The sequence below is a fragment of the Sphingomonas sp. UYP23 genome, assembly GCF_054059235.1.
Genome location: NZ_JBSSBX010000001.1, coordinates 4603159 through 4620226 on the forward strand (window position 1 = coordinate 4603159; position 17068 = coordinate 4620226).

A 17068-nucleotide genomic window follows, 5' to 3' on the forward strand; every position below is an offset into this window, starting at 1 on the left:
ATTTTGCACGTCCGCGTCGAATTCATTGCGTTTGATGGCATGCGCCCCGCCGGTAGATTGCCGGCATGACCCGTATCTGCCAGCTCCTTATCGCCTGCCTCTGTCTGCTCGCCTGCATCGCGCCCGCAATGGCGCAACCCGAGCGCCGCAAGATCATCATCGACGACGAGGGCTTCGCGCTGATGCACGTCATGCTGCTCGAGGCGCCCGACGTCGACGTGCTCGGCCTCACCACGGTCTCGGGCAACGTCTGGGTCAACCGCGCGACCGCCGAGGCGCTGCGCGGGCTCGAGATCCTGGGGCGTCGTGACGTGCCGGTCGCGGCGGGCGCGACCTATCCGCTGCTCAATTCGGAACAGCAGACCGAACGCTGGGAGGCGCTGTACGGCAAGCTGACCTGGAAAGGCGCGTGGATGCAGCACTGGGTCGAGCCGACCGCGCAGAGCACCCCGCCCTATCACGGCGCGAACGACCCGGTCGATCTGGCGGACGGCAATCCCGTGACCAAGCCGTCGCCCGAGATCGCCGCCAATTTCCTGATCCGGATGGTGCATCGCTATCCGGGACAAGTGACGATCCTGGCGAGCGGCCCGCTCACCAACCTCGCGCTGGCGCAGCGGCTCGACCCGGGCTTTGCCGGACTCGCCAAGGAGCTCGTCTATATGGGCGGCAGCCTCAACCCGCAGCAGGTGCTCGGCACCGTGTCGGCGGCGCAATTCGCGCGCGAATTCGTCAACACCCCGCGCAGCGAGTTCAACATCCGCTTCGACCCGGAAGCCGCCAGCATCGTGTCGCGCAGCGCGTGGCGCAAGATCACGATCGTCCCCGTCGATCCCTCGACCGCGACCCAGCGGACGCAGCAGTTGCTCGACCGTATGAAGGCGGTCGCCTCCCCCGCGCTCACGCGCTTCCTCGCCAAACTGGAGCCGGGCTTTCCGTTATGGGACGAGATCGCCGCCGGGGTGTGGCTCGACCCGACGCTCGTCACCGCGCGCGAAACGCTGTTCGTCGATTACAACACGCAGTTCGGACCGGGCTATGGCGATCTGCTGTCGTGGCGCGCTGGGTATCAGCCGGGGCTCGGCGAGCAATCGGCCGAGGTGGTGCGCAAGATCGATCCCGCGCGGCTCGAGGCGCTGATGGTCCGCCTCGTCGCTAACCGCGTGCGATAAACGACGTCACGCGAGGCGATGCGGAACCGACATCGCTTCCTCGACGATCGTCTCGCTCATGCCGACCGCTTCCCACGGGAAAACGAACCAGCGTTTGTCGTCGGCGCGATCGATCGTCTTGGCGTGATAATCGACGCGCACTTGCGAGCGGACATTGTCGAGCAGGACGGCGAAGCGCACCTGCGCGCTGTCGCAGCCGGAGTCGGCGAGCAAGCGCCGGATATCGGCGATCGTCCCGCCGCTGTCGTTGATGTCGTCGACGAACAGCAGACGGACGCCATCCGCGCTCTTCGCCGCGACCTTGCTGAGCAACTCCTCGGCAAAGCCGGGCACCTTCGACGAATGATCGATCGACAGCATGTGCACGTTGAGCGCGTGCGACAGGAACACCGCGGGCACCAGACCGCCGCGCCCGATCCCGACCACGAAATCAGGCATCCACGCTCCGCGCGCGACGGCCTGCGCCACTGCGAGCGTATCGGCGACGAAATCGTCGTGCGCGATGTAGAAAAGCTCTGGGCTGGCGGCGGGGCTCATGGCGCGACACTCCGAATGGCGGCGCAATGCGCGGCCGCCGAAGCGAGGCCGGTTATCGCGTCTGATCGATCAGGGCAACCGGCGCCGCGCATCACGCGGGACCCGCGGAGACCGGCTCGATCGAAGCGGGATAGCTCAATTGCGCAAAGCCGTGCTCGATCTCGCTCAGCACCAGGCCCGCGGCGTGCGACGGCGTGCGCGCCGAGGCGGTGCACAGCGCCAGCGTCATCGGGCGCAGGATCGGATCGGAGATGCGCGTGAAGGACAACAGGCCGCGCTTCACCTCGGTGATGATGTCGAGCGAGGTGAGGATCCCGATCCCCACCCCTTGCAGCACCAGCGAGGTGATCATCTGGATATTGTCGGACGCGACCTTCTTGTCGAGCACGACGCCCGACGTGCCCTCGAGCACCGCGATCTGCTGGTACATGGCCAGCGGTTCGGCGGGCACGATCAAGGGCGAGCCGACCCCGGCCGAGAAGCGCGCTTCGCGGCGCTGCCCGAACGGATGCCCGGCGGGCGTGACGAAGCCGAGCACGACATCGACGAATGCGCGCACGGTGATATCGCGGAACGATTGCGGTTCGAAGAAGATGCCGAAATCGACCTTCCCGCTGGCGATCGCAAGCCGCACCGCGTCATTCTCGAGCACCTTAACGCCGATCGAGATTCCCGGATAACGGCTCTGGATCGACTGGATCATGGCGGGGAGGAAACCCTTGGCGAGCGCATCGATCACCGCGATGTCGACATGCCCGCGCTTGAGGCCCTGCAGATCCTCGATCTGCGCGCGGACGTCGGCCATGTTCTTCTGCCACCGCCCGCCCGCCGCCATCATGATCTCGCCAGCCGCGGTCAGCCGCAGCCCGGTCGGCAGCCGCTCGAACAGCGGCATGCCGATATCGGCCTCGACGTTGAGGATCTGCCGATCGATCGCCGATGCCGACACATTGAGCTCGTCAGCCGCCTTCCGGATCGAACCGAGGCGACCGACAGCAATGAAATAGCGCAGAAAACGGGAAAACGCGGGCATACCACTCTAACTTTTGCAACACTGTGTCGAATTCATTGCATTTGCTCGCTGCAGGTCAAGCGATTACCACCGAAATCGTCAAAAAGTAGCGCATAAATGTCCAGCCATTCAAAATTTCAATAATATAGCTGGTATTAGAAGCTAAGGCACGATGAACAGGCAAGCCGACCTTAGCGGTTCCGGCAATACTTCCTTTCGCCTAAGTGGCCTCATACAATAGAATTACATGAACACGGACCGCGACTTAAATGTCACCGAGCTCGTTCATTTCAACTACGTTACGAATATGTATTTACACTTCGGCAACGGCAACGATAGTTTGTGCAACGCAACAAATTGGCGGGATGGAGCTACCTCCCCGCCAAATCACGCGCAACGGCCCGGGGGGATAGCCGGCCGTTGGTTCACCAAGGGGGGAATTCCGGACCATGACAGAGACTTCATTCGCTACAGGCATGTCGCAGGCAGCAGCGTCGCACGGACGCCTGCGCGGATCGCTGCTGAGCGCGGCGGCGCTGTTGTGCTGCACCGCGATGACGGCGCCAGCCTTCGCGCAGACCGGGCCCGAGCCCGACGCGCCCGCGAAAACCGATGCCGACCAGGACATCGTCGTGACCGGCTCGCTCAACGCGATGCCCGACAAGAATGTCGGCTCGATCTTCGGCTTCAACAAGACGCTGGTGGAAACGCCGCGCTCGGCCTCGACGATCAGCAGCGAGCAGATCGAACGCTTCGGCATTACCGACATCTATGATCTCGTCGCACAGGCGCCGGGCACCTTCACCAACTCGTTCTTCGGCGTCGGCGGCGCGCTCGATATTCGCGGCACGCCGGGCGAAGTCTATTTCCGTGGCGTCCGCCGGCTCGACAATCCCGGCAACTATCCCACGCCGATCGCCGCGTCGGACCGGATCGACATCGTCCGCGGACCGGCCTCGCCGATCTATGGCCCGTCGAAGACCGGCGGCTATATGAACTTCGTGCCCAAATCGGCACGCGTGAAGGGCGGCGCGCTGCTCGACCATGCCGAGGGCGAGGTCAGCTACACCGGCGGCAGCTGGTCGTACAACGTCATCAAGGCGCAGGTCCGCGGTCCTTTGCGCGTCGGCGGCACCGAATTCGGCTACAGCCTGTATGGCGAGGTCGAGGATTCGGGCAGCTATTATCGCAACATGTCGACGCGCAACGTCGTGCTGCAGGCAGCGTTCGACAATCAGATCACCGATCGGCTGCGCATCGAATTTGGCGGCATGTACCAGAAATATGACGGTCAGCAGAACGGCGGCTGGAACCGCCTGACCCAGGCGCTGGTCGACAACGGCACGTACATCACGGGCTCAGCCAAGCCGCTCGATACGAATGGCGACGGGCAGATCGCGCCAAACGAGTTTACCTCGGTCGGCACCTTCTCGCCCTTCGGCACCTTCGCCTGCGGCGGGGGCAGCACGTCGGCGGCATCGTTCACCAACGCCTGCTTCACCGGGACCTATCCCTATCTCGGGCTGACCAACACCGGCACGACAACGCTCAGCCGCAAGAACGTGCTGACCGGCCCGAACGATTTCCTCAAGAACGTGGCGAAGACCGGCTATTTCGACATCATCTTCGATGCCGGGAACGATCTCGAGATCAAGAACCAGCTGTTTTACGACGGCATCAGGAACGACAACAACAACGCTTATGGCTTCTCGCAATTCCACCGGTCCTATGTGATCGAGGACAAGATCGTCGCCTCGAAGACGATCAAGAGCGACATCGGCACCTTCTCGATCCAGGCATCGCCTTCGATCCGCTACACCAAGTTCCTCCACGGCGATGATTTCACGTTCGAATATTTCCACCGGGTCGATCTGTCGGTCGGCTACACGCCGCTATCGGACCGGCTGCTGTCGAACGAATGCGGCTGCAACTATACCGACTATCTGAAGGGCCATTACACCGATTACGGCGCCGCCGCGCTGGTCGACCTCGACTTCGCGTTCGGCCTCGATGTGATCCTGGGCGGGCGTTACGACCAGATCGACGTCAGCTCGACAAACATCCTCAACAAATTGCGCGTCGCAACCGGGGTTTTGCCGTCCGGGTCAGGGAGCAAGGGCGGCTGGTCGTACAATGGCAGCGTCTCGTACAAGCTGCCTTTCGGCCTGATCCCGTACGGCACGATTTCGCGCCAGACGACCGTCATCGCCGGCCAAGGCTCGGAAATCGCCGCCGCCGATGCCACCGGCGGGACCTTCATCACCGCCTCCAAGCTTTATGAGGGCGGCATCAAGGGCAGCTGGCTCAACAATAAGCTGTACGCCGCGCTGTCGGTCTACAAGCAGGAGCGCGTCGACCACAACATCCAGTCGTCGACCGTCAACCAATCGGTCGAGACCGACGGGCTCGAGGCCGAAGCACGCTGGTCGGTCGACAAGCATCTGCTCGTCACGGCGGCCTATACCCGCACCAAGGTCTATAACCTGACCTTCCTCGATGCCGGTTCGACCTTCAGCTTCTTCGGCATCGGCGATCTGGTCAACGTGACCAATCCGACGCTGTTCCTCGGCGGACAGCCGGGTGGCCTCGTACCGATCCCCAACAAGGAAGCGTCGCGCCGCCAGGGCATCCCGACCAACCTCTATTCGGCGACGGCGTCCTATGCGTTCGACAACGGGCTCGCCTTCACCGCGAGCCTTGCACAGGTCGACTCGGTCTATTCGGGCCAGTCGCGCGTCGTGAAGCTGCCGGCGTATACGCTGGTCGATCTCGGCGTGTCCTATGCGCGCGACAATTGGCTGTTCCGCGTCGTCGTCAAGAACGCAACCGATGCCGTCTATTACCGCGCGAACTTCACCGAGCTGTTCGGCAGCACGATCGTGCTCCCCGAAAAGCCACGCAGCTTCCAGGCGAGCGTGACCTACAAGTTCTGATGCGCAGGCGGGCACCGGTTCGCGCCGGTGCCCGCCCCCCCTGTAGTGCCCCCCGTAACGCCGCAGCGTTCCCGACCGTCGAAGGCCTTTGTCATGCGTTTCCAACTCCGCGCGATGCTGTTTGCGCTTGCCGGGCTCGGCCTGCTCGGCAGCGTCGCCGAGGCACGCCCGCCAGCCCCGGCACCCGTGGCGGATTGCCAGCCCGGCGGCCCCTGCTCGCACCCGCTCCCGGTCCGCATCGTCATCGTCACGCTGTTCGAGATCGGCCAGGACAGCGGCGACGTCGCGGGCGAATTCCAGCTGTGGAAGGCGCGGCGCCACCTCGATGTCCGCATCCCCTTCCCGCAAGGGTCGCACGATCTCTATTATAATCCCGACAGCCAGATCCTCGGCGTGGTGACGGGGGTCGGCAACATCCGCTCGGCCAATACGACGATGGCGCTCGGGCTCGATCCGCGCTTCGATCTGCGCCACGCCTATTTCCTCGTCGCCGGGATCGCCGGGATCGACCCGCACCGCGCGTCGATCGGCTCGGCGGCATGGGCGCGCTTCCTCGTCGATGGCGATCTCGCGCATGAGATCGATGCGCGCGAAATCCCGGCCGACTGGAAGACCGGCTATTTCCCGCGCGACAAGAAGGGCCCGAACGACACCTCGCCGCCCAAGCCTTCGGGCGAGGTGTTCGAGATCAATCCAGCTTTGCGCGACTGGGCCTACACCCTGACGCGCAACGTCGTGCTGCCCGACGATCCGCATATCGCCGCCGAGCGCGCGCGCTATGTCGGCTATCCGATGGCGCAACGCCCGCCCTTCGTGCTGACCGGCGACAATCTCGCCGCGCTGACCTTCTGGCACGGCGCGCGGATGACCGACTGGGCCGCCGATTGGGTGCGCTATTGGACGCGCGGGCAAGGCACCTTCGTCACCTCGGCGATGGAGGAAACCGGCACCTATCAGGCGATCCTCGGGCTCGACCGGATCGGGCGCGTCGACAAGAACCGCTTCATGGTGCTCCGCGCAGGCAGCAACTACACGATGCCGCCGCCCGGCGTCGACGCGGCGAGCTATCTGCTGCGCGAGAATGAGGGCTATGCCGGGCTCGAGGCCTCGGTCGAGAGCCTGTACCGCGTCGGCTCGAAAGTGGTCGACGAGCTCGAGGCGCATTGGCCCAAGTACGAGAAGACTGTTCCGCAATGACGCTAAGCGTCATCGCGCATGCCGAGAGGCTCGTCTGCGTCGATGATGCGCGGCGCGAAATCCCCGACGGTGCGATCGGTTTTCGCGGCGGCGAGATCGTCGCGGTCGGCACGACCGCCGAGCTCGCAGCGCTGATCGCCGAGGCCGACACCGTGATCGATGCACGCGGCTGCGTCGTGACGCCGGGGCTGGTCAACACGCACCACCATCTGTTCCAGTCACTCACCCGTGCCGTACCGGAGGCGATCAACGCGCCGCTGTTCGGCTGGCTCAAGCGGCTCTATCCGATCTGGGCGCGCTATCGGCCCGAAGACGTGTTCGCGGCGACGCAGCTAGGCCTCGCCGAGCTGGTGCTGTCGGGCTGCACGCTGAGTTCGGACCATCTTTACCTGTTCCCCGATGGCGTGACGCTCGACGACACGATCGCCGCGGCGAGCGAGATCGGCATCCGCTTCCACCCGACGCGCGGCGCGATGAGCGTCGGCGAAAGCCTGGGCGGCCTGCCGCCCGACAGCCTGGTCGAGGACGAAGAGGCGATCCTAGCCGACACGATCCGCGTGATCGATCGCTTCCATGATTCCACATCGGGCGCGATGGTGCGTGTGAGCGTGGCGCCGTGCTCGCCCTTCTCGGTCAGCCAGGGGCTGATGCGCGATTCAGCGCTGCTCGCACGCGACAAGAAGGTCATGCTCCACACGCATCTCGCCGAGGATGCCGACGACGTCGCCTTCTCGCTCGAACGCTTCGGCTGTCGCCCCGGGGAATATGCCGAAGGCCTCGGCTGGACCGGCCCCGACGTCTGGCACGCGCACTGCGTCCAACTCGACACGCAGGAAATCGCCTTGTTCGCGCGCACGCGCACCGGCGTCGCGCATTGCCCGTGTTCGAACTGTCGGCTCGGCGCCGGGATCGCGCCGCTGCGCGCGATGATCGAGGCCGGGGTGCCGCTCGGGCTCGGTGTCGATGGCTCGGCGTCGAACGACAGCGGCAATCTGCTCCACGAGGCGCGTCAAGCCTTGCTCCTGCAGCGCGCAGTCGGCGGCCCCGCCGCCTTCGATCCGCGCGCCGCTTTGTTCCTCGCCACGCGCGGCGGCGCCGAGATGCTCGGGCGGCCCGACTGCGGGTCGCTCGCGATCGGCAAGCGCGCCGACATCGCGGTCTGGGACATGGGCGACGTCGCGAGTTGCGGGGCGTGGGACCTGGTCGCCGCGCTGATCCTCAGCCCGCCGCCGGGTGCGCGCGACGTGTTCGTCGAGGGCCGCGCGGTGGTACGCGACGGCGAACTCGCGCAGGCCGACCGCCGCACGATCCTGCGCGCGGCGGCGCGGTCGCGTACGCGCCTGATGGAGTTCGCCTGATGTCCGAACTGATGACGCGCGAGCAGGCGCGCGATCCCGACTATTTCCCGGGGTTCGGGGTCGCGATCCCGCTCGGCATCCAGCATGTACTGGCGATGTTCGTCAGCAACATGACGCCGCCGATCATCGTCGCGGGGGCGGCGGGCTTCGGCTATGGGTCGAAGGATCCGAGCGCGATGATCTATCTGATCCAGATGTCGATGCTGTTCGCCGGAATCGCCACGCTGATCCAGACGATCGGCGTGGGCCCCGCGGGCGCGCGGCTGCCGCTCGTCCAGGGAACGAGCTTTGCCTTCCTGCCGGTGATGATACCGATCGTCGCCGGGCAAGGCCCCGCCGCGATCGGCGCGCTGATGACCGCGGCCTTGTGCGGCGGGCTGGTCCATACGGCGCTCAGCTTCTTCGTCGGGCGGATCCGCTTTGCGCTGCCGCCGATCGTCACCGGGCTGGTCGTCCTGATGATCGGCCTCTCGCTGATGCGGATCGGGGTGCAATATGCGGCTGGCGGCGTGTCGGTGCAGGGCAGCGCAGCCTATGGCGCGGGCGAGAGCTGGCTGCTCGCGGGCGTCGTCGTCGTCGTGACGCTGGGCTTCAGCTTTTACGGGCGCGGCATCGGATCGAGCGCGGCGGTGCTGATCGGCCTGATCGCTGGGTATGTCGCTGCCGCGGCACTCGGCAAGGTGTCGCTGGCGCCGATCGGCAGCGCGGACTGGGTGATGCTCCCCTCACCCTTCCATTTCGGCTTTGCGGTCTCGGCCTCGGCGATCGCCGGGTTCGTGCTGATGGGGTTCATCTCGGCGATCGAATCGATCGGCGCGGTTTCGGCGATCTGCGAGGGCACCGCGCAGCGCCCCGCCACCGACCGCGAGCTGATCGGCGCGACCTGCGCCGACGGCGTCGGCACCGCGATCGGCGCGGTGTTCGGCGCGATGCCCAACACCTCGTTCAGCCAGAATGTCGGGCTGATCGCGATCACCGGCGTAATGAGCCGCCATATCGTCACGATCGGCGCGCTGTTTCTCGTGCTGTGCGGGCTCGCGCCGAAGGTCGGCGCGGCGATCATCACGATCCCGATCGAAGTGCTCGGCGGCGGCGTGATCGTGATGTTCGGGATGGTCGCCTCGGCCGCATTGTCGATCCTGTCCGAGGTCGACTGGAGCCAGCGCAACATGCTGATCTTCGGCGTCGCGCTGTCGGTTGCGGTCGGGCTCGAGCTCGAACCCTGCGCGGTGGCGCATTTGCCGACGACGCTGCGCATCCTCGCGACATCCGGCGTGCTGCCTGCGGCGGTGATCGCGGTGGTGCTCAATCTGGTCGTGCCGCACCCGGTGAAAGAGCTGGCGGCGGCCTGAACCCCCCGTCGCCTGGGCCTCGTGCCGGGGCCCACCGGGCGACGCACGCATCACCGGCAGAACGCGCATCCCGGTAGACCCCGGAACACGTCCGGGGTGACGGAGAGATGGGTATTCGTTAGCGCCGCACCGCCTCGAACGCCGCCAGATCCCGCTCGAGCGCCGCCTGTTTCGCGGCCTTGGGGTTCACCGCGAGGAACGTCGCGCAGCCCGGCGACGTCACCACCCCACACACCGTCACCCGCGCGCCGCCCGCCCGGTCGCGCCATAAGCTCGCCCCCGGGAGAAACGAGTATTGCAACCCATCGCGCACGATCTGCTTGAGATCGGCGTAGCGCAGATGCTGCTCGGTGACCGCGCGGACATATTCGTTGGTCATGTCGGAGCGCGAGACGCCTTCGTCGTCGGTCGACAGCACCACCGGCACCCCCGCCGCGCGATACAGCGAGAGCGGATGATCGCGCCCCTTCACCCCAAGGATCACCGCGTTGCTCGTCAGGTTGATCTCCACCGCAACGCGCTCGCGCGCCATCTGCGCGAGCAGTGCGGTCGCATCGGTCTCGTACGCGATATCGACTCCGTGGCCGATCCGGCGCGCGCCCGCCACCGCGACCGCACCGCGGATGTGGAAGGCGAGGTCGCGCGGCGGCACCAGACCCATCGTCAGCTCGCCGGCATGCAGCGACAGCCCCACGCTCGGATGCCGCGCCTTGAGAAACGCGATCATCCGCATGTGCAGCGCATAGTCGCGCACCGCGACCGGATCATGCTCGGGCGCGGCGATGTTGATCCCGACGAAGCGCGGATCGGCCTCGGCGACCGCGAACCCTAGCGCCAGTTGCGCGAACACCGCCGCGGCCGGCAGCGTACGCAGCGCGGTGTAGAGATAGCGCGTCTCGACCCCGCACGCGGGCGCAGGCGTCGCGCTGCGGCACCCGTCGATCGCGGCCGCCTTGGCCTCGGTCTCGTCGAATTCGGCGCGAACCTTGGCGACCGCGCCGGGCAGCATCGGCGCGAGCCGCGCCGCCATCGCCGCAAAGTCGCTCGCGTCCGCGACGCTCCCCAGCGCGGCGACGGCGGCGACCGAGGTGTGCGACCCGGCACCGAGTTCGATGTAGGACACATGGTCGGCCGCGGCCTGCTCCCGCGTCAGCGCGAGCGACGCCCCGTTATTGCCGCGCGACGCCGCCGAGAACGCATCGAAGGTCGCGAAGAAGCGGTCATAGCCCGACACGCTGCGGTCGCCGACCCCGGACTCGAACCCACGCGTCGAGAAGGCATCGATCGCGCGGCTGTAGCGCGGATAGTCGCGCTCGAGCCCGGCGGCGGGGACGCGGTTGGGCGCATCGCACGGCGGATCGACGACGCGCCAGCTGTCGGTCGCGATGCACAGCCCGCCCGCCGCCGCCCAGCGCAGGAAATCCTCGGCATAGATCGATCCGCCATTGTGGTTGTGGAGATCGCCGCCCTTGGGCATTTGCGCGAGGAAGATGCGCAGCCGCGGCGGGCTGTCGGCGATCCGGTCGAGCGTGGCGGCGGTGCGCGCTTCGTCGGTTGCAGCTGGTGCCCCCGATGCCACCGCCGGCGTCGCGCATAACGATATCGCGACCAGAACCGCCTTGCGCATGTACGTACCCCCCGGCCGCCGATCGACGCAGGCGTTCTGGCCAGCGCACCCCATGAGTTCAATGTCGATATTGCGCACGATCCGTTGCGGAAATGCGCGCTGCGCAGGCGACCGAACCCGAAGCATAGCGCGCTCTTTTTGCGGTCTCAGCGTCGCGTTAACGGCAATGGACGCGAGCACGGCACCCCGATAGCCCGACAGCGAACAGGGGTGTTTCGATGAGCGTGCGACGGCGTCCAACTCTCGGCAGCAGCGTGTTCGCGCTGAGCGTCGTGCTGGCCGCGACCGCGGTCTTCGCGCATCCCGCGCCGCAGGTTGCGACCGCTGCCCCGCGCGAAGTGGCGCCGGCGATGCTCGGGACCTATTGCGCGAGCTGCCACAATGACGACGACCGGATCGCGAACCTGTCGATCGACGATCTGCGCAGCGTCGACCTCACCAACGGCGACCACGGCGACGCATGGGAAAAGATCCTCCGCCGCGTCCGCATCGGCGAGATGCCGCCTGCCAGCAAGCCGCAACCCGATCCGGTGTCGCGCGCGGCGTTCGTCGCCTGGCTCGAAAGCTCGCTCGACCGCTATGCCGTGGCGCATCCCGATCCCGGCCGCGCGACGATCCGCCGGCTCAACCGCGTCGAGTATGCCAATGCGGTGCGCGATCTGCTCGGGCTCGAGGTCAATGTCGCGCACGATCTGCCACAGGACAATTCGGGGTACGGCTTCGACAATATCGCCGATGTGCTGAGCGTTTCGCCGACGCTGATGGACCGCTATGTCGCGGTCGCCGGCAAGGTCGCGCGGATGGCGACCGGGCTGACCTCGTCGCGCCCGTTCGTAACGGCATATGAACTGCCCAAGGACGGCTCGATCGCCAATGGCGGCCGCCCCGCCTATAACGAGCGCGCGAGCGACGATCTCCCGCTCGGCTCGCGCGGCGGTGGCAGCATCGCCTATTTCGCGCGCTACGACGCGACCTATGAAGTGAGCGGCTGGCTCAACGCCAATACCAATAACGAGACCGACCATCTGAACGAGGACAAGGTCAGCGTGCGCGTGCCGTTGAAGGCGGGCGCGCATGTCATCGGCCTGTCGTTCCACCGCGAGATCGCGCCCGACGAGAGCATCCAGACGCTGCGCAACGATCTCGACAAGGTGCCGCTGCCGACCGCCGCGCCGGTGCAGCTCCCGCTCGACGTGTCGGTCGACGGGGTACGCGTCGCGCAGATCAGCGCGCCCTCCTACCGGCTGTCGGCGCGCTATGCGCAGCAGAACTTCCCGCGCGACGTCCAGCAGATCGACGTGGCCGGCCCGTTCGGCCCGACCGGCATGGCGAACACGCCCAGCCGCAAGCGCATCTTCACTTGCACGCCGACCAGCGCCGCCGCCGAACTGCCGTGCGCGACGCGGATCGTCGCGGCGCTCGCGCGGCGCGCCTATCGTCGCCCGGTCACCCAGGCCGATCTCGCGCCGTTGCTGCGGCTCTACCGCGCCGAACGCGCATCGTCCGATTTCGAGCATGGTGTCGAGGCGATGGTCGAGGCGCTGCTCGTTTCGCCAAACTTCCTGTTCCTGGTCGAGCAGGACCCCGCCGGCAGTGCGCCCGGCAGCGTCCATCCGGTCAGCGATGTCGAGCTCGCCTCGCGCCTGTCCTTCTTCCTGTGGAGCAGTATTCCCGACGAGGCCCTGCTGCGCACCGCCGAGCAGAACCGCCTGCACGATCCCGCGATGCTCAAGGCGCAAGTCGCGCGGATGCTCGCCGATCCGCGCGCGGCGGCGCTGACCAGCAACTTTGCCGGGCAGTGGCTGTACCTGCGCAACCTCGACCAGCAGCGCCCCGACATCACCGCCTATCCGCAGTTCGATGCCCGACTGCGCGCGGCGATGGGCCAGGAAACCGCGTTGTTCTTCGGCTATGTGCTGCGCAGCAATCGCAGCGTGCTCGATTTCATTGCCGCCGATTACACCTTCCTCAACCAGCGCCTCGCCGACCATTACGGCATCGCCGGCGTGCGCGGGACGGCGATGCGGCGCGTCAGCCTCGATCCCGCCGAGCATCGCGGTGGCTTGCTCGGCCAGGCGAGCATCCTGACCGTGACGTCCTATGGCAACCACACCTCGGTGGTGAAGCGCGGCAAGTGGATCCTCGAAAACCTGCTCGCCGCAGCGCCGCCGCCGCCGCCGCCCGACGTGCCCGCCTTGGTCACCGTCCATGCCGGCCGCGCGCTCAACGCCCGCCAGCAGCTCGAACTCCACCGCACCAGCCCGGCCTGCGCCGCGTGCCACGTCAAGATGGACCCGCTCGGCTTCGCGCTCGAGAATTTCGATGCGATCGGCGGGTATCGCCTCGCCGATGCCGGTCAGCCGATCGACGTGTCGGCGCAGATGCCCGACGGCACGCGCTTCGCCGGGCTTGCCGGGCTCCAGAAGATCCTGCTCGCGCACAAGGACGAATTCACCAGCGCGTTCACCGAGCGGCTGCTGACCTATGCGCTCGCGCGCGGGCTTACGCCGCGCGACATGCCCGCGGTGCGCGGCGTCGCGAACGGTGCGGCGGCGGATGGCTATCGCATCCAGACGATCGTGCAGGGGGTCGTGGCTAGCGACCCGTTCCGCCTGCGCAAAACCCCGAAATGAGGAGGCCGGCATGATCGTCCTGCGCGCACCGATGGCAAGGCGTACGATGCTGCGCGGGCTCGGCACGATGATCGCGCTGCCGTTCCTCGAGGCGATGATGCCCGCGGCCAAGGCGGCCGATCTGGCGTCACGCCCCAAGCGGCTGCAGGTGTTCTATTCGCCCAACGGCATGATGATGGAGGGCTTCCAGCCGAGCGCTGCGGGCGGCGGCCTCACGCTGCCCCCGACGTTGGAACCGTTGGCACCGCACCGCCGCTACGTTTCGGTGATCAGCGGCCTGGGGCATCCAAGCGCCGCGGCGATGGGCGACCGGCCCGCGGGGCATGGCCGGTCGTGTCCGGCGTTCCTCACCGGCGTCCACGTCAAGCAGACCGAGGGCACCGACATCCGCTGCGGCATCTCGGCCGATCAGGTCTATGCCAACCATCTCGGCGACGCGACGCAGCTCAGTTCGCTCGAGCTCGGAATCGATCAGCCGAGCCTGCTCGGCAGCTGCGACATCAATTACAGCTGCGCCTACACCAACGGCATTTCGTGGCGCAACGCGACGGTGCCGATGCCCGTGACGGTCAATCCACGCGACGTGTTCGAGCGGCTGTTCGGCGACGGCGAGGCGCTCGATGCGAAGAGCCGCCTCGCCCAGCTCCGCCGCCAGACGAGCATGCTCGATTTCGTGCGCGACGATACCGCGCGGCTTGCCGGGCGGCTCGGCGCCGAGGACAAGCACAAGCTCGCCGATTATCTCGAGGCGACGCGCGACATCGAACGCCGCATCCAGCGCACGGTGACCTCGGGCGGTGGCCCCGAGGCGAACGGGCTCGAGCGCCCCGGCGGCATCCCCGATTCGTTCGACACGCATGTCCGGATGATGATCGACTTGCAGGTGCTGGCGATGCAGGCCGACATCACGCGCGTCGGCAGCTTCATGATCGGGCGCGAGCTGAGCAACCGCACCTATCCCGAAATCGGCGTGCCCGATTCGCACCACATGCTCAGCCATCACGGCCACGACCCCGCCAAGATCGCCAAGCTGTCGCGGATCAACCGCCATCACATGGAGTATTTCGCCTATTATCTCGACCGGATGGCGGCGGCGAAGGATGGCGAGGGCAGTCTGCTCGACCGGACGCTGGTGCTGCGCGGCTCGGCGTTCGGCGACCCCAACGAGCATGATTTCATGGATCTGCCGATCATCGTCGCGGGCGGACTGGTGAAGGGCGACCGGCATATCGTGGTCGAGAAGAAGACCAGCGCGTCGAACCTGCTGCTCGCGGCGCTCAACGTGCTCGACGTGCCGATCACGACGTTCGGCGACAGCAGCGGGCCGCTCGCGGCGCTCGCCAATGGTTGAGCGGATGCCTCGGCTGTTGCTCGCCATCGCGTGCCTGGTCGGGTGCGGCACGGCACAGGCAAGCCCGCCCGCGACCGACGCCGACGCGGCGCTCGGCGCTGCAATCCGCGCCAATGACGTGGGTGGCGCACGCGCCGCGCTGGCCCACCATGCCGACGTCAACCGCCGCCTCGCGTTCGGTGCGACGCCGCTCGGCTGGGCGGTCGACACGCAGAACGCCGAGATGGTCGCCCTGCTGCTCGACCGCGGCGCGACGCCGGGTGTCGCAGACAGCGACGGCGTCTCGCCGCTCGACCTCGCTTGCGAGCTCGGCAATGCCGCGATCGTCACCAGGATCCTCGACGCCGGGGCCCCGCTGCGGACGACGCGCACCGACGGCGTGACCCCGCTTGCGATCTGCGCGCGCTACGGGCCGGTCGAGGCGGTGGCGTGGATGCTGGCGCACGGCGCAACGCCCGACGCGCTCGACGCGCGCGGCCAGACGCCGCTGATGTGGGCCGCGGCCGCCGGCCGGCGCGAGGCGGTCGCGCTACTGCTCAAGGCGGGCGCGGATTCCAATCGCGTGTCGAAGGCGGGCTTCACGCCGCTGTTCTTCGCAATCAAGAGCGGCGACGTGGCGGCGACCGATGCCCTGCTAGCGGCGGGTGCGCGCGCAGACTATCGCGGGCCCGAGCAGACCAGTCCGCTCCAGCTCGCCGGCTATCAAAAGCGCTACGCAGTGGCGACGCTGCTAGTGTCACGTGGCGCCGACCTGAGCGAGCGCGACCGCGAGGGCAAGCAGCCGCTCCACATCGCCGCCGCCGCGGGGGACCTCGACCTCATCAGAGCCTTGCTCGCCAAGGGCGCCGATCCCAATGGCCTCACCGGGCAATCGGGGATCACCTGGGTGACCGAGGCCAATTTCGGCGTGCCACCGACCGCCGTGCCCCCCACCCCGCCGCTGCTGCTCGCCGCGGCAAACGGCCAGGCCGCGGCGATGACGCTGCTCCTCGCAGCCGGGGCAGACCCGCATTTCGTCGCGGCGAACGGCACCACTGTCCTGCTCGCGTCGGCGCGCGGCGGTAGCGCTGCCGCGCTGACGCTCGCTTTTCTGCTCGCGCCCGACCCGAACGTCGCCGACGCCAGTGGCAATACCGCGCTCCACGTGCTGGTCGGCGGCGGGATGCAGCCCGAGCTTGGCGCGATGCTGCAGCTGCTCGCCGCACGCGGCGCGCGCGCCGATATCGCCAACCGCCGCGGCACGACGCCCGCTCAAATGGCAGATGGTGGCCTGTCGGAGGTCAAAGCGGTTTTTCACGAACATTTTCCCGATCGCACTGGCGTGAAACTCGCAGATGCGGGACACAGGCAGAAGCTGCCGGCCACGGCACAGAATTGATCGTCCCCTTTTAGTCATGGATATTCGCGATGCTTAAACTGCGTACCTTCAAGACTGTGTCGCTCGCCACCGGTGCGCTGTGCGCGACGGTGCTGGCAGGATCGCTCGCCGCCGGTGCGGGCCCGTCGACCGACGCCGTGATCGCCACGCGCGTCGCGGGCTTCAAGAAGATGGGCGGCGCGATGAAGGCGCTCAACGACCAGCTGAAGAGCGGCGCGCCGGTCAAGGCGACGATGGTCGCCGCCGCGCAGACGATCGCCGAGAACGCGCGGGCGCAGGGCAAGCTGTTCCCCGCCGGCAGCGGTCCAGCGCCCGGCGTCAAGACCGACGCGCTGCCCAACATCTGGACCGACCGCGCGACCTTCGACGCGCAGATGGCCAAGCTCGTCACCGCCGCCGACACGCTCGTCACGGTCGCGAACAGCGGCGATGCCGCGGCGATCGGCGCGCAGGCAAAGGCGACCGGCGCGGTGTGCGGCGGCTGCCATCGCCAGTTCCGCTCGAACACCTGACGCGCC

General features: G+C 67.2%; 12 protein-coding genes. 9 read left to right on the forward strand and 3 right to left on the reverse strand.

The features are described 5' to 3' along the window. The first annotated feature begins 65 nt into the window (after window positions 1–65). Window positions 66–1172, forward strand: coding sequence for a nucleoside hydrolase (locus ACVWYO_RS22530; protein ID WP_457354647.1), 1107 nt, complete (start codon window positions 66–68; stop codon window positions 1170–1172). A 6-nt stretch (window positions 1173–1178) separates the two neighbouring features. Here ACVWYO_RS22530 and ACVWYO_RS22535 read toward each other — a convergent pair whose 3' ends face one another. Both ACVWYO_RS22535 and ACVWYO_RS22540 read right to left on the reverse strand, forming a co-directional pair. Next, window positions 1179–1709 carry a phosphoribosyltransferase gene (locus ACVWYO_RS22535; RefSeq protein ID WP_457354649.1) on the reverse strand — a complete coding sequence of 177 codons (531 nt, stop codon included), beginning with the start codon at window positions 1707–1709 and terminating at the stop codon, window positions 1179–1181. 91 nt (window positions 1710–1800) lie between these two features. Next, window positions 1801–2742, reverse strand: a complete 942-nt coding sequence (locus ACVWYO_RS22540) for a LysR family transcriptional regulator (protein WP_457354651.1) — start codon at window positions 2740–2742, stop codon at window positions 1801–1803. Between the two features lie 428 nt (window positions 2743–3170). On the opposite strand from ACVWYO_RS22540, the gene ACVWYO_RS22545 reads away from it, so the two are divergent. From ACVWYO_RS22545 to ACVWYO_RS22560, 4 genes are all read left to right on the forward strand, one after another. Then, window positions 3171–5654: a TonB-dependent siderophore receptor gene (locus ACVWYO_RS22545; protein ID WP_457354653.1), complete on the forward strand. Its 2484-nt coding sequence runs from the start codon at window positions 3171–3173 to the stop codon at window positions 5652–5654. A 93-nt stretch (window positions 5655–5747) separates the two neighbouring features. After that, the gene (locus ACVWYO_RS22550) at window positions 5748–6851 is read left to right on the forward strand and encodes a purine nucleoside permease (protein ID WP_457354655.1); all 1104 of its coding nucleotides are present in this window, start codon (window positions 5748–5750) and stop codon (window positions 6849–6851) included. Next, the gene (locus ACVWYO_RS22555) at window positions 6848–8209 is read left to right on the forward strand and encodes an 8-oxoguanine deaminase (protein WP_457354657.1); all 1362 of its coding nucleotides are present in this window, start codon (window positions 6848–6850) and stop codon (window positions 8207–8209) included. The genes ACVWYO_RS22550 and ACVWYO_RS22555 overlap by 4 nt, the downstream gene beginning before the upstream one ends. After that, entirely contained in the window at window positions 8209–9561 is a 1353-nt protein-coding gene (locus tag ACVWYO_RS22560) for a uracil-xanthine permease family protein (protein WP_457354659.1), read from the forward strand. Before ACVWYO_RS22555 ends, ACVWYO_RS22560 begins: the two co-directional genes overlap by 1 nt. Before the next feature lie 118 nt (window positions 9562–9679). On the opposite strand, the gene ACVWYO_RS22565 is transcribed toward ACVWYO_RS22560, so the two are convergent. Then, window positions 9680–11188 carry an adenosine deaminase family protein gene (locus tag ACVWYO_RS22565; RefSeq protein ID WP_457354661.1) on the reverse strand — a complete coding sequence of 503 codons (1509 nt, stop codon included), beginning with the start codon at window positions 11186–11188 and terminating at the stop codon, window positions 9680–9682. Between the two features lie 218 nt (window positions 11189–11406). On the opposite strand from ACVWYO_RS22565, the gene ACVWYO_RS22570 reads away from it, so the two are divergent. The 4 genes from ACVWYO_RS22570 to ACVWYO_RS22585 are packed head-to-tail and all read left to right on the forward strand — an operon-like array spanning window position 11407 to window position 17062. Beyond that, complete coding sequence (locus ACVWYO_RS22570) at window positions 11407–13821, forward strand: DUF1592 domain-containing protein (RefSeq protein WP_457354663.1); 2415 nt, start codon at window positions 11407–11409, stop codon at window positions 13819–13821. A 10-nt stretch (window positions 13822–13831) separates the two neighbouring features. Then, entirely contained in the window at window positions 13832–15172 is a 1341-nt protein-coding gene (locus tag ACVWYO_RS22575) for a DUF1552 domain-containing protein (RefSeq protein ID WP_457354665.1), read from the forward strand. 4 nt (window positions 15173–15176) lie between these two features. Continuing rightward, window positions 15177–16550, forward strand: a complete 1374-nt coding sequence (locus ACVWYO_RS22580; RefSeq protein WP_457354667.1) for an ankyrin repeat domain-containing protein — start codon at window positions 15177–15179, stop codon at window positions 16548–16550. A gap of 29 nt (window positions 16551–16579) precedes the next feature. Then, window positions 16580–17062: a c-type cytochrome gene (locus tag ACVWYO_RS22585; RefSeq protein WP_457354669.1), complete on the forward strand. Its 483-nt coding sequence runs from the start codon at window positions 16580–16582 to the stop codon at window positions 17060–17062. Window positions 17063–17068: the final 6 nt, after the last annotated feature.